This is a genomic window from Paracholeplasma vituli, assembly GCF_025446935.1.
GTDB lineage: Bacteria > Bacillota_I > Bacilli_A > Acholeplasmatales > UBA5453 > Paracholeplasma > Paracholeplasma vituli.
Genome location: NZ_JAOEGN010000001.1, coordinates 50,496 through 63,848 on the forward strand (window position 1 = coordinate 50,496; position 13,353 = coordinate 63,848).

Annotated in this window: 16 protein-coding genes and 1 pseudogene; 6 read left to right on the forward strand and 11 right to left on the reverse strand. The window is 35.4% G+C overall.

The window, feature by feature from the left end:
• Window positions 1-46: 46 nt before the first annotated feature.
• The 5 genes from N7603_RS00245 to N7603_RS00265 all read right to left on the reverse strand — a co-directional run bounded on the left by N7603_RS00245 (window position 47) and on the right by N7603_RS00265 (window position 3,097).
• Window positions 47-1,162, reverse strand: coding sequence for an Ldh family oxidoreductase (locus N7603_RS00245; protein WP_262095300.1), 1,116 nt, complete (start codon window positions 1,160-1,162; stop codon window positions 47-49).
• Window positions 1,163-1,292: 130 nt separating this feature from the next.
• Window positions 1,293-2,063, reverse strand: a complete 771-nt coding sequence (locus N7603_RS00250; protein ID WP_262095301.1) for an inositol monophosphatase family protein — start codon at window positions 2,061-2,063, stop codon at window positions 1,293-1,295.
• A gap of 20 nt (window positions 2,064-2,083) precedes the next feature.
• Window positions 2,084-2,527, reverse strand: a complete 444-nt coding sequence (locus N7603_RS00255) for a DUF2975 domain-containing protein (RefSeq protein WP_262095302.1) — start codon at window positions 2,525-2,527, stop codon at window positions 2,084-2,086.
• 99 nt (window positions 2,528-2,626) lie between these two features.
• Window positions 2,627-2,923, reverse strand: coding sequence for a hypothetical protein (locus N7603_RS00260; protein WP_262095303.1), 297 nt, complete (start codon window positions 2,921-2,923; stop codon window positions 2,627-2,629).
• Between the two features lie 27 nt (window positions 2,924-2,950).
• Complete coding sequence (locus N7603_RS00265) at window positions 2,951-3,097, reverse strand: hypothetical protein (protein WP_262095304.1); 147 nt, start codon at window positions 3,095-3,097, stop codon at window positions 2,951-2,953.
• A gap of 83 nt (window positions 3,098-3,180) precedes the next feature.
• Between N7603_RS00265 and N7603_RS00270 the strand changes: the two genes are divergently transcribed.
• On the forward strand, window positions 3,181-4,095 hold the full coding sequence (locus N7603_RS00270) for a hypothetical protein (RefSeq protein ID WP_262095305.1): 915 nt from the start codon (window positions 3,181-3,183) through the stop codon (window positions 4,093-4,095).
• Between the two features lie 52 nt (window positions 4,096-4,147).
• On the opposite strand, the gene N7603_RS00275 is transcribed toward N7603_RS00270, so the two are convergent.
• Window positions 4,148-5,440, reverse strand: a complete 1,293-nt coding sequence (locus N7603_RS00275) for a DUF2130 domain-containing protein (RefSeq protein ID WP_262095306.1) — start codon at window positions 5,438-5,440, stop codon at window positions 4,148-4,150.
• 166 nt (window positions 5,441-5,606) lie between these two features.
• Between N7603_RS00275 and N7603_RS00280 the strand changes: the two genes are divergently transcribed.
• A complete protein-coding gene (locus tag N7603_RS00280) occupies window positions 5,607-6,905 on the forward strand; it encodes a helix-turn-helix transcriptional regulator (protein ID WP_262095307.1) in 1,299 nt (432 codons plus the stop codon).
• 367 nt (window positions 6,906-7,272) lie between these two features.
• Here the strand turns inward: N7603_RS00280 and N7603_RS00285 are convergent, their stop codons facing one another.
• The 4 genes from N7603_RS00285 to N7603_RS00300 all read right to left on the reverse strand — a co-directional run bounded on the left by N7603_RS00285 (window position 7,273) and on the right by N7603_RS00300 (window position 10,002).
• Entirely contained in the window at window positions 7,273-7,989 is a 717-nt protein-coding gene (locus tag N7603_RS00285; RefSeq protein ID WP_262095308.1) for an InlB B-repeat-containing protein, read from the reverse strand.
• A 102-nt stretch (window positions 7,990-8,091) separates the two neighbouring features.
• The gene (locus N7603_RS00290) at window positions 8,092-8,295 is read right to left on the reverse strand and encodes a DUF4250 domain-containing protein (protein WP_262095309.1); all 204 of its coding nucleotides are present in this window, start codon (window positions 8,293-8,295) and stop codon (window positions 8,092-8,094) included.
• 149 nt (window positions 8,296-8,444) lie between these two features.
• Window positions 8,445-8,786, reverse strand: coding sequence for a hypothetical protein (locus N7603_RS00295; RefSeq protein WP_262095310.1), 342 nt, complete (start codon window positions 8,784-8,786; stop codon window positions 8,445-8,447).
• 154 nt (window positions 8,787-8,940) lie between these two features.
• On the reverse strand, window positions 8,941-10,002 hold the full coding sequence (locus N7603_RS00300) for a branched-chain amino acid aminotransferase (RefSeq protein ID WP_262095311.1): 1,062 nt from the start codon (window positions 10,000-10,002) through the stop codon (window positions 8,941-8,943).
• A 159-nt stretch (window positions 10,003-10,161) separates the two neighbouring features.
• Here N7603_RS00300 and N7603_RS00305 point away from each other — a divergent pair, with 159 nt between their 5' ends.
• The 4 genes and pseudogenes from N7603_RS00305 to N7603_RS00320 form a co-directional block, all read left to right on the forward strand.
• Entirely contained in the window at window positions 10,162-10,989 is an 828-nt protein-coding gene (locus N7603_RS00305) for an IS91 family transposase (RefSeq protein WP_262095312.1), read from the forward strand.
• Window positions 10,962-11,381, forward strand: coding sequence for a transposase (locus N7603_RS00310; RefSeq protein ID WP_262095444.1), 420 nt, complete (start codon window positions 10,962-10,964; stop codon window positions 11,379-11,381). Before N7603_RS00305 ends, N7603_RS00310 begins: the two co-directional genes overlap by 28 nt.
• Window positions 11,374-11,700: a hypothetical protein gene (locus N7603_RS00315; protein WP_262095313.1), complete on the forward strand. Its 327-nt coding sequence runs from the start codon at window positions 11,374-11,376 to the stop codon at window positions 11,698-11,700. The genes N7603_RS00310 and N7603_RS00315 overlap by 8 nt, the downstream gene beginning before the upstream one ends.
• A gap of 98 nt (window positions 11,701-11,798) precedes the next feature.
• Window positions 11,799-12,419, forward strand: a pseudogene (locus N7603_RS00320) (BadF/BadG/BcrA/BcrD ATPase family protein); the annotation flags it as partial.
• A 98-nt stretch (window positions 12,420-12,517) separates the two neighbouring features.
• On the opposite strand, the gene N7603_RS00325 reads toward N7603_RS00320, so the two are convergent.
• A complete protein-coding gene (locus N7603_RS00325) occupies window positions 12,518-13,282 on the reverse strand; it encodes a S1 family peptidase (protein WP_262095316.1) in 765 nt (254 codons plus the stop codon).
• Between the last annotated feature and the right edge of the window lie 71 nt (window positions 13,283-13,353).

Here is a 13,353-nt window from a genome sequence, read left to right on the forward strand (position 1 = left end):
CTCTCTATATTTTTTATCATACTATTATTATACACAATCTTTGTTCTTATATCGAACGGTTTTCAAATGAGAATACAAAATCGAGTTTTAATTGATCTCTGACTTGTTTAAACTCTTTTTGAAGGTCATCACCAATGGGGACACCCTTATCTTTACGCTCTAGCCAAGTAAGGTATTCTTTTTCACCTGCGGTATAAATTTTATCATGGTTCGGAGCCTTTTTTGAAGCCCTCAGTTGTCTTAGTATTTCACCCGTGGTGTGTTTTAAGTTTTCTAAACCCATGAAGAAATCTGGGTTGATGGCGAGAAAGAAATGACCTACTGGAATTGGCTTATTTGAGCCATCTTCAGCAACACCACTGAGCTGATGAAGAAATGACCCTGCCTGTAATGCACTCGATAATATTTCAACCACGGTTGCGTAACCATAGCCTTTATAACCAGCGAGTTCCTCACCTATACCACCAAGGGGCGTAAGAGCAGCTTTCCCACTAACTAAGTCAGTTAGAATCTGCTTACTATGCGTTTGAGGGGTACCATCACGGCCAATGACTAAACCTGCTGGGGTTTCTTGGTTATTTCGTGCATAATATTCAATTCGACCGCGTTGTGTGATGGAGGTTGCGGCATCCAAAACAAAAGGAAAGTCTTCATCTGTTGGAATAGCGAAAGTCAGTGGGTTTGTCCCTAGCATGTTTTCTACACCAAAGGTTGGTGCGATGGATGGTCTCGCGTTGGTTCCTGTCATCCCAATCAAACCGTGCTCTGTTGCCATAGTTGCGTAGTAACCTGCTATCCCAAAATGGGTACTGTTTCTGACAACGACCATGCCTAAACCCAATTGTTTCGCTTTGGTGATCGCCATTTTCATTGCGGTATGCGCGATGACCATCCCCATACCATTATGGCCATCAATGACGGCTGTGGTTGGGGTATCTTTGAGTATTTCAATCTGAGTGATGGGTTCTTGAATGTGTTTTATTATACGGTCAATATAAAAAGGTTTAAACCGATTGATACCGTGCGATTCTATCCCGCGACGATCACTTTCAAGTAGGACATCTACACAAATCGCTGCGTCTTTTTCAGGTACACCGACTTTCATAAAGGCGGCCATCATGAATGCTTTCGCTTCGTTCCAAGACATATAAGGTCGTTCCATACTTACCTCCATTAGAATTGCTTATCTACTCTTATTGTAAACGATTTAGGACACTTAGGATGTCAGAAAATGATGAAAATAAGGAATTATGAAGTTTCTAGACTACAGAAAGAAAAAGAACCGGAGTTCTTTATCCTTGAATGGCTTTTAATAAAGCCTTCTTTTCAGATTCAGTTTTTGAAACAAATAAGTGGTTATCGCCGATTTGATAGGGTGCCCCTGTTTCATTAAACAATAGGGCGCCTGCTTCTTTACAAAGCAAGATACCCGGACCTAGGTCCCATAAGTTTTTAACGGAGGTATAAAACATCCCAAAGATCCCTTCAGCGGTTAACGAGAGTTCTAATCCAATACTGCCCATAATCCGCATTTTAATCTGCTTATCAAAAACAAACTTAATGAGTTTATCATAATAGGATTTATCGGTATTTTTATTCGTATAACCCACGATAGACATCATTGAGTTTGAAGGTTTTTTGTTATCAAGTACATGGATGCGCTTGTCGTTTAAATAAGCCCCTTGACCTTTAATCGCGTAATGGATCTTTTGGTTCGTTGGGTTATATATGAACGCTAAAGCGAGATCATCTTGATCGTATAACGCGATTTGAACAACGAATAAGTCAAGATTCACAGCGTAATTACTGGTACCATCAATTGGGTCTATCAACCAAGCACGATTGACTAGCTTGCCATCTTTATGAAATTCTTCACTTAAAAAAGTGTCTGTTGGAAAGTGTGCTTTAATGACTTTAATGAGTTCTGATTCAATGTGTAAATCGGTGGTCGTAACAATTTCATCTCCAGATTTAAAGGAGACTTCTTTTAAGTTTGAATCGATTTCGCGGTAAATTCTAGGTACGTGGGTTTTGAGGAGTTCTAATTCTTTTGAATAGTTCATGGGTTTCTTCTTTCTACAAATTATATTTTAGTCTGTAAGTCTTTTAATAGGTTCGCGAATATCGCAATCGCATACGAAAATAAAGCTAAGAATCCGAATATTATTATAATACCTGGTGCATCACTATAATCCCCATACCCAAAGATGAATGGCAAATCAAACAATAAAATCGTTCCGATAACATATCCAGAGGTACCAATATGACTCAGGTAGGTCTTAGATTGATCACTGTAGTATTTATTCTCATCTATTAACATCAATAGTCTAAACGTTAAATACAGGCTATAAACATAAGGTATCAGTATGATATATATGCTAAAGATGACAATGAGTAGATAAGTTTTAATGTTGCCAATTTCAATCCAAGCGTCCATCATCGACACAGGTAAAATGAAAAATGCTGCCAGAATCGCTGGTATTAAGCCTAAACATGTCATTATCTTAAGATAAGTTGTCTTTTTCATCCGATCACCTACTTTCTATTATACGTTATTAAGATAATAAAATCCCCACATTTGGGGGAATGTGGGGATAATTTCATAAGACCTGTGGGGAAGTCTTACTTACGATAGTGCGTTCGCGATTAACTTTGAAGATTCATTCTTGAGTTCTACCAATAACGCGAAAGTTTTCTTGTGATTCTCCTTGTCATAAACAAATTGATCACACAATATGTCATTTAGGTGACTTTGGTACCAATCTACCATCTTATTTGAGGTTAGATTGACAAGCTTTATCTCTTGATCGTAGATTGAATTTTTAAGGATTTCCATGTATCCTATAATATAGGGATCCTTAGTGATGTTTTCCACTGTTTTGGTCATGCCTGTTAATTCAATTTGGTATTTTGTCCAATCCATAGAGATTATTAGCCTTCCTTTGTTTTTCTAGCCACCGACTTTAAATATTGGATCGCCTTCATCAAACTCTAAGACGATCTCAGGGGTATTTTTTACAGGTTTTGATACAAGGTGTATTAAATAACCTGTCATCAATACGCCCATTAAAACGACGCTGATGATTTTCTTTTTCATGTCTTCTCCCTCGACATGCAAAGTTTACAAGGATTATTAAGGGGTACGTGAGTGCACATGTGACACTTTCGGAGGTGAACTCAATGATTTCTCGGGAAATGTGTGTTTTATTAGATGATTTTAGACAAAAGAAAAAACTCTCGATGATTAAATTCACCGATGAGATTGTTTCGTTAAGACAATATAAACGCTACTTATATGGTACCTCTGAGATGCCTTTTAAAATGTTTGTTGAGCTATGTGCGAGAATTCATATCGACCCGCAGTACTTAATCTTCGAACTAGAACGCAAGCGCATCGAACAGCTTACCACTTTAGATGATCTAAATCGAGCAGTAATTACCAATGATTACACTCAAGCTAACCTTTTAATCAAGCAGTTAAGAGAAGAAACACTACTCGATAAAGCAAATGAAACTTATTTCGAGCTTTTGATCCTATTGATGAGTTTTTATAAGAAAGAATTCCCTGATCACCACTATGCCAATGCTTGTGCAAAGTTAATTGGATACCCAGAAATCTTAAACCACGACATGCTCAGTGCGGTGGAAATTGGTGGTTTATCGATGATGTTAAACTTTCTTCCTCAATCAGACCGTCGTCCTGTGATGGATAAACTCGATGAAATCGTTACGAAAAAAGCATTTGAATTCATCAATAAAGATTTTTATACTTTAAATTTCGTAAGACTTAAACTCGCTAGAGAATACGGTATGTTAAGAGATTTTGATAAAGTGATTCCGATGTGCGAACAAGTTGTTCGCTCTTGTGAGAACTATAACTCTTATTACAACTTAGATTTAGCCTACTATTACTTATCCTTAAGTTATAAACACTTAAAAGATATGGAAAAAGCCCATCACTACTTAGAAAAAATGTATTACGCGTTAAAGGTTAAACCTAATATGAGTGCCTTTGAGAAATACAATAAAATCATCGTCGGTGATTTTGGTTTCGATTTTGAAACCTTAATGACGAGTCGTAAAAAGAATTACTGAAAACAAAAAATCTCTAGATAGACTGAAATGTCATTCTAGAGATTTTCATTTATTATTCTTTGTCTAGTGCGTCAAACTTTGCTTTCATGGTTGGGTTGTTTTTGACTAACTTTTTAACGGTTAGGTTATCTGCTTTATCGTTCGCAAGTCTTAAGTTATTCTCACTGGATAATAGATATTCCTTAGTCTTTTGAAGTGAACGAATGGTCTTATCAATTTCATCAATCGCGTCTGTAAACTTACGGCTCGCAAGTTCATAGTTTTTTGAGAATGCTGTTTTAAACGCGTTTAGGTCTTCTTCAAAAGTTGTGATGTCGATGTTTTGTTTACGCATCAAAGCAGCTTCTTGTTTATAGACTAATGCGTTCATCGAAGCGTTTCTGAGTAAAGTAATCATTGGGATGAAAAATTGAGGTCTGATTACATACATTTTAGGGTATAGATGAGATACATCGACTATGCCATTGTTGTATAGTTCATTATCACTTTCAAGTAATGATACTAGGATTGCGTATTCGCATTTCTTTTCATTTCTGTCTTTATCAAGTTCCTTTAAGAACTGTTCGTTTTTCTTTTTGGTTGCGGTTTCGTCTTGTTCGTTTTTCATCTCAAACATGATCGATAAAATCTCAGTTCCTGCTTCATCAACTTCACGGTAGATATAATCGCCTTTTGAACCCGTTTGGGTGTCGTTATCTTTACCGAAGGTTGCTTTAGGGAAAGCTAAAGCTCTTAAACGGTTGAATTCGTACTCACAGTGTTGTTCAAGGGTTTCACCGACCATCTTGGTTGATAGTCTTGTTTTAAGGTCTTTGTAGAAGGCAATGGCTTCATCTTTTTGTTTGAGTTGTTCTTCGTATCTTGCTTTAATGGCGGCCTTTTCCAGTTCGGCTTGCTTTTTGTCTAGTTCGATTTTACTAGAGAGTTCAATCAGAGCTTGTTCTTTTTTCGCAAGTGCTTCTTGGGTTTCTAACTTGTTATCCTTTATTGTGCCTTCAAGCTTGGATTGTAGCTCCATAATGCGTTTTTCTTGTTGTTGAAGACGTTCTTTGAGTTTTTCTTCAGCACTCATCACAGCGATGGATTTGGCTTGTTCATTTTGATTGATTTTTTCTTTTAAAGAGAGCAGTTCTTTTTCTTTTTCAGATATTCTCAGTTGAAATACATGCTCTACTTTGGCACGTTCTAGTTCAATGTCTTTTTGACTTTGAGTTTTCAATTGTTCAAGTCTTTCATGGATTTCTGTTTGAAATTCCTTGTTTCTAACTTGGTTTAAAATCTCTGCGTAACTTGCTTCATCGATGGTAAACTCCTTACCACAATGTGGGCATTTGATTTGGTTCATCGAGTTTGCCTCCTGTAGTTGCTTTAAGGATATTATACATCAAAATGAGCCCTAATTACTGATTATCTAAATTCTATTTCATTAATACCCTCACGCAACATTCTGTTTACAAAATATTGCGTGACAAGTTATTGATTATTCTTTAAAATTAAGTCGAGGTGATTTCATGAACAAGATCCACGAAAATATCAAAAGGCTTAGAACTGAGCATAACTTAACTCAAGAAGAGGTTGCTGAAAAACTATATGTAACGCGTCAGTGTATCTCAAGATGGGAACAAGGTATCACTGTACCAGATTTAGAAAGTATGGAAAAATTAGCGAAAGTATTTGAGGTATCAATCAACGATATCTTTGAAGAAAACGCAGTTAAGGAACTCGCGATTGATAACGCTAAAGCAAACCAAATATTCAAAAAATTAATCATCGCTTTAACCAGTGTCACATTCATTGGTTTACTTACTTTAGGTATTCTTGTATTTCTAAGACCCACAAGCTCAAATGCTTCACAGTTAGATATGACACCAAGATTCATAAACGCGAAAATTGAGACTAGGGATTTAACAGAAAATACAATCACCGTTAAAGCATCTAATATAAGTACTAATGAAGACCCAATAGAGGTAACACTCGACTTTGGTCCAATTCAAAATAAGGTTTACCAATATGATGGTAGAAAGATCGATTCATCGAAGCTTTCTACAGGGGATATTGTGATTATTGAATACGCTGTAGAACTCAGTTCAAAATGGATTACAAAAGTTATTTTAGTAGATGATAAAGTTGAACGTGACTTTTTAGGTGTTATCGTCGTCACCAATGGAAAGACGTATCAAAGTTACGATGATATCATTGAAAACAGAAATGATAAAGGTATAATCTTCCATTTAAATCATGCTACATCAAACACCTTAGGATCTTCATCAAATACTATTAATAACCGTTTTGCTTCTGAGTTTTCTTATGAACTGTATGGTGATCAAGTCATTTATACCCATACAGACATGCAGTTCACTGTGTTTTATAATCAAGATTTATTAATCCATCCGATCAAAATTGGCATCGTATATGACGATGGTATTGAATATGTGACAAAAACCTATAACAAATATGAGTATAGTGGCGAGATTGATTACGAAAATGAAAATGCCCCACTCCTATATCATTCACATGAATTTACTTATACTCTTTACTTTGAAGAAGTGAGTTCCATAACTGAAATCGATGTTTTTGAATACGATCAAAACCATCAATTGATTGAATCCACTAACATCAATAACATTCTCAATATGAATAACTTCAACATCAATCCTGACGCGATTTATAGCTTTGTAAAAGTGAAATCCATTAGCATCCTTGGTAATCCTGTATTTAATGTCTATGAACTTTTAGCTGGTGAGTCTGTTGAACTCAACATCGCTGATGAGTTTGGTTTAATCCGTTCTGAAAAGTTCTATTATAACTAAAAAGGACTCAGCTTTCGCTTCGTCCTTCGATAGGCTGTTCAGTTTCCCCCGATCCTGAATGGCCTTTTTTATTGTACTATATTTTGAATTATATTCAATAGATACGTCACTAAAAGTCATGATTGACACATATAAATAGAGATGTTTTTTCATATTATTCACTTTCTTTTAGTTTTTTTCCTTATAAAACAAAAGTACCTCAAAATGAGATACTTTGTCTACAGTCTGAAAACGGACTGATATGTCCGTTTTGTTGTTTTAGACTTCATTTTGTTTCTCTATTGGTACTGAACTACCCACCGCTTAATAGAAATGGGGGCTTCCTATCCAAATCGGTGTATCCACTATGAAGAGGATTAAATTGGATTTAAGATTTGACTTCCCATTTTGCGTAAAGTGTTAGTTCGTTTACATCCAAAATGGAACCAAAATCCCACATTTCTTGGTATGAATCATCAATATACCAGCCTTTAAATGTATAACCTTCTCTTACAGGATTAATTGGTTCATAAACTAACTGATTTATCGTTTTTGCATCAACCATATAATAACTGCCATTTGGGCTATCTTCAAAGTTATACATGTAGGATATATTGGCTTCAATAAATACAAAGCTATCTATAATATCTTTATTGAGTGTTTGGTAACCTTCAAGACTGCCTTTTGGGATATAAATCCGAGCCCCATCTTCACCCTGAAAAAGTTGATTATCCGATTCTACGACCATAAATGGTATCACACTTGAAAAAACCAACGACTTTAGATTGGGCATTCCGCTTAGTGTCGTGTATCCTTGTGTGTTGTGGGACAAATTTAAGTGTGTAACTGTGTTACTTCTTATAAAGTGATATTGACCCATTTGTGTAAATCCGAGTGCAATCACAGGTTTGCTTTTGAGTGTTAACGGAACGTAAATGGAACTTTTCTCTTTGCCTTCTTCAGATAGTTCATTAATCATAACCTTCTTCGGGTATACAGTGTATACGAAATCGCCTTCTGTTATGACCCGTGATCCGATATATTCACATGAAACCATTAGTAAATTTAAAACAATGACGATTAAGATCATAAATAATTTACGCATTTAGATCACCTCCATAAGCGTGCTTCAATAATAAGACGTGTAATTGGATTGTTTTTGTCGGTAAATCATCCAAATATCGATATTTTAATAAAAAAACATTTTTTACCAAGTAGATTTAACTTTCAACCCTTTCTTAATCTGATTAAGTTTTTCATCGTATACGTAGCTATTCTTGCCTAAGATATGTTCTAAGTCTGCTTGATTTATATCTAAATCATCGCATAAATCGTACAGGGTTGGGTATTCGTTTCGAAGCTTTGTGTTCAAAATTGAAATGAGTAAAATGGGGTCCATCGTTATGTTCATTTGTTTACCTCACAGTGTTCTAACTATATTATAAAAATATTTGATATAATTCACTAATTTTACGTCAAACTTGATTCGTACTTTTAAATCTCTAAAAAAATAGACCTATCGAATGGATTCATTCTGGATAGGTCTTATTGTTTTAAGAGTTATTTAGTTACCACTTTATTCAGTTTCAACTGTTGGTTACACGCTTTACAATGATATTCGATTTCGTATTTATAGTAAAAAACGAATCGACCATGTCTAACGATTTCTGTTTGTGATAAGAGTGTCTTTTGAGCAATACTTAATTTTTTACCACATTTACAATAAGGTAATTCTGTTCTATTAATATAGGTTGAAATAAAAATTGACAATAGTAGTGTCGTAACGATGATTGGTATTAACCATAAGGTGGACCAATCTTTTAAAACAAATAAAACAATCAGTGCAATTGTCAAAACGAGGTGTACACCTTGAATTACAAGTACCTTTGGATGAATTCTCATATAATTACCTCTGTATGGTGGTTAACCAAAATGATTATACAATACAGTTGAATATTAATCAATATTTTATTTTATTTCAACCTTCCTTCATTTAAGTTGTTCATCTAAATAGAGTTCATATTTTTGTGTTTTCAATTCGTTTCGTTGTTAATATTCACTTAACCAAATGGACCCAATCAGGGTGTACTGAACCAGTTTTCAGCTTTATCATATTGAGTGTATCATAGATTCGTTTTGAAAGCACTCCGATGTTTTCTGAGATTAGATAATGAGTACCTTTATACTCAATCATGCCAACTGGAGAGATCGTAGCGGCCGTTCCTGTACCGAACGCTTCTTGGACTGACTTATTCATAAGGTGATGAATCAATTCATCCACAGTCATATCGCGTTCGATAACGGTATAACCCCATTCTCTTAAAAGGGTAATTACAGAATCTCTTGTGACACCTGCGAGAATGGTTCCATCCAATTTAGGCGTAATAATCTCATTGTTAATGACAAACATCATATTCATCGCACCGACTTCGGTGATGATATTATGTTCTTTCCCGCCCAACCATAAGACTTGATCGAATCCTTTTTCCTTGGCTTCTTTTTGAGCTAATAACGATATGGAATAATTAGCTGCACATTTCACATCCCCAGTACCTCCAAAGAATGATCTTGAGTATATTGGATTAATGCTGATGGAAATGGGTTTAATACCTTTTGGATAATAGTGTCCTACTGGCGATAAAATAATAATGAACTGATAGGTCTTACTTGGATGAACACCTAATATTTCATCTTTCGCAATCATAAAGGGTCTAATATACAAAGAAGTGCCTTCTTGGGTTGGAATCCAGTCCTTATCGATTTTAACTAATGTTGAAATAGCTTTAACAAAGTCATCTTCTGGAATTGTCGGCATCGCCATTCTTAAACACGATTTTTGGAATCTTCTCGCATTCTGATAGGGTCTAAATAAAACAACTTCATTCTGATTATTAATATAAGCTTTCAGTCCTTCAAATACGCTTTGTGCGTAATGAAAAACAGTGGTAGATGGACTCATAGCCATATCATCAAATGGGATTGTTTGAGGGTTTATCCAACCTGCTTGTTCAGTATACTCCATGGTAAACATATGGTCTGTGAAGTACTTCCCAAAGCCTAGAATAGTGTGGTCAGGTTTTGATTTCTTTTTTTGTGCTTTCTTTATATTAATGTTCATATTTCACCTTTATTTTAAGTTCAATTATAAAGTGAATTGCTAATATTTGTCAAAGTAAATGTTGCGAATTCATGAGTATTTTGAACAAAAGTGAGTAAACTTATTAAGGGCGATTAACGGCGCCTTTTTCTTTTATGCTTTTAATTTTATACTGTTGTTATGAACATAGAGCCCATTAAACAAAACTTCAAGTATATCTTAGCTATCGCTGCCATGACCGGTTCATCTGTTTATGAGAATGAACTTACACGTCCAGCCATCATTGATTACGTCGAGAAGATGATTAAATGCCGTAATCTTAAATATGGTTATCTTTTCTTTGAGTGCCCAAATTGTAATAACTACCATCTCCAAGGTCTCTCATGTCATTCACGTTTCTGTCCTTCGTGTAACCAAAGGTACCGTGATGCCCGTACGCTAGCGATTCAATCTAAATTGCTAGAAGCCAATCACCGTCACTTCGTGTTCTCGATTGCGAAAGAACTTAGAAAGTATTTTTTTCACTATCGCGGCTTGTTTGATGTCTTATTCAATACGGTCAATCAAGCCCTCCATAAAACCATTCGTCAATCTAAATTGAAACGGAAACTCAATCTTAAACTCGGTGTCATTTGTTTCCTTCATACCTATGGCCGTGATATGAAACCTAACCCTCATATCCACGCTTTAATCGCTGAGAAAACACTAGATGACCTTAATCACCTCAAAAACTTCTTTTACTTCCCTTTTGACCGTCTTCGTATGTTCTATCAATATCTACTGCTTCAGAATATGTCTGCCTATCTTAAAGTTCACGCTCCTAAAGACGTTTATCGTGAGTTCAATATTCTATGTACATTCTTGAATAACAAGTATAAGAAGGGTTTCTACACCATGGTACTCAGGTATCTAAGTCTTTTAGTTTATCTTCCGCTAAAGGGGTCTCTGACTATATCGCTAGATACGCTTCTCATCCTGCTATTAGTGAGTCTTGGATTCAAGCCTTAGATTTAGACAATCATACCGTCACTTGGTTTTATCATCCTCATGAAGATGACGATATTGAGGATGACTCTTTAAAACAAGGACGTCAAGTCGTGACTGAACACGTCTTTACTTTCATTCAAAAACTCATCCGTCATATCCCTGACAAAGGGTTTCATCTCATTCGTTATTATGGCTTTTACGCCAATAAATCGACGTCTAAGCTTTCTTTATTTAAGAAACTACGTCAAAAATCTGCCATTAACTTCGCTAAGGCTAAACTTACGTTCCGTTCTATGATAAAATCTACTTATCATTATGACCCTTTACTTTGTCCTTATGGTTTCGTTTTGAAACTCAATTTGGATTATTCTTATCTGCCTTCAAGAAAGTGTGGTTTACTCATAGATGCCTAAGTTCTTTAATACCATTCAAATTAAAATGACGTCTGCTCAAAAACAAAATCTTTACAGAGCTTACTCAGATAACATCGATCAGGATCTCATTATGGGTCCTAAAATGTCTTATATGTCTTTCATTAATCAACCTAACCTTGAGGTTATGGTCGATATGAAATGTTTGGATTGTCAATTCGCTTTAAGAGTCAATTTCGCTCTTTATGCAGAGTATATGAAATTAGAAAAGTCTCCTTTTCCTTTAGATACTTGTCCTCACTGTAGAAAGCTTCAATTTGTGCCTTTAGACATTTATAACAAACTCATCGATTCTATATAGATAACTCAATCCAAGCTTAGCCTCATCGAGGTTTTTTCACTTTAGTAATTTTTTGTCTTATCAATACAATTTCCTAATAAAAAACAAAAGTCACTACGGATAGTGACGTGGAAAACGCTCTAGCAAGCGGTTTATTTGAAGATGAGGGAATTGTTCTAATTTCTGGAACTGGGATGGTAGCATACGGTAAAAACAAGTTTAGTGAAACCCATAAAGCAGGTGGTCTTGGTTATAAAGAGGGCGATCTCGGTAGTGCTTATGATCTTGGATTAAAAGCCATCCAAGCAGCCTCTAGAGCACTCGATAATCGATATGATATGACACCTTTTACAAAAGAGGTTATTGAAACATTGAGATTTAATATATCTAATGATGTCATAGACTTTATGGAAGTAAATCGTGAGAATAGAACATTCATCGCATCTCTCGCACCTATCGTAACTAAGCACGGAGATTTAGGTGATGAATATGCGAAAGAGATTTGTGATAGCGCTGTCGATGAATTAGTGTTAGCTGTATGTGCAGTTCAGAGAAGACTACAGTTTGAACATCCCCAACTCGTCATTGTTGGAACACTTGGTAATGATACACATTACTTTAGGAACACACTGTTTTCAAAATTAATGGTTTCAATGCCTGAACTAGAGGTATTCTCACCTAAACTTGAGCCTAATCTCGCAGCTTGTAATTTATCTCTAAATAATTCGGTATTTTTTTAGTTCATTAAGCTCGACTTAGCCTTATACATTATTTTGTCTTTTAGAATAAATACAGTTGCATGAATACACCGATGATGGGTATATTCACTTAGTTTGATTTATACTAGGTGGTTCGTCTCGATGATATCGATTACATAGAGTATATGAATTGCTTTTGTAAAACCAGTTTGTTGAACTGTATACAAATCCAGTTCATTGCCATCTTTATCATAAACTTCAGCAAAATCCAAATTACCATTGGTGATGACACCAATTACACTACCTCTAAGCTGTTTATCAAATGATATGAGAGGACTGCCTGAAAACCCTCCAACGGCTAGAGTGTCTATCCACATATAGCTAATATCATCTTGTTCACCAAAGTGGGAAATTATACCTCTTCGTATCACAGGGATCGGTGTGCCGTGTTTTAAATCAAATCCATAGGTGCTATTGATTGTGCCTGGATAACCAAAGAAAAGATGTTCTTCACCAACTTCTACAGAGCCATATCGATAGGAGAGGGCGGTTTCACTCATATAATCATCTGGTAATTTAATGACACAGAGATCAAGTTCGATATTTTGGTGATAAAAGATTTGACCCATGAATGTATAAGTTTCGCCCCCGTGGGTGGATATTGAAATGCGTTTCTTTTTAACTCGATTTTTATGAATGACCACATGTGCAGCAGTAATTAAAAATATTTTGTTTTTATACTCGAAAATAAAGCCACTGCCTGTAGCATCTTTTAAAATGATTTCCCTACAAGCTTTCATAAAATTACTGTATTGTAGGTTATAAGTGATCGGACTGCTTGCGTTATAGATTTGATTCGGATTCTTCACTAACTTTTTGTAAGTTCTTTTGTTATATTCAGTCATAAATAATAGCCTCTAATTAAAATCATAACACAATATATACAAGGTTAATAGTCAATATTTAAGTTATCAAG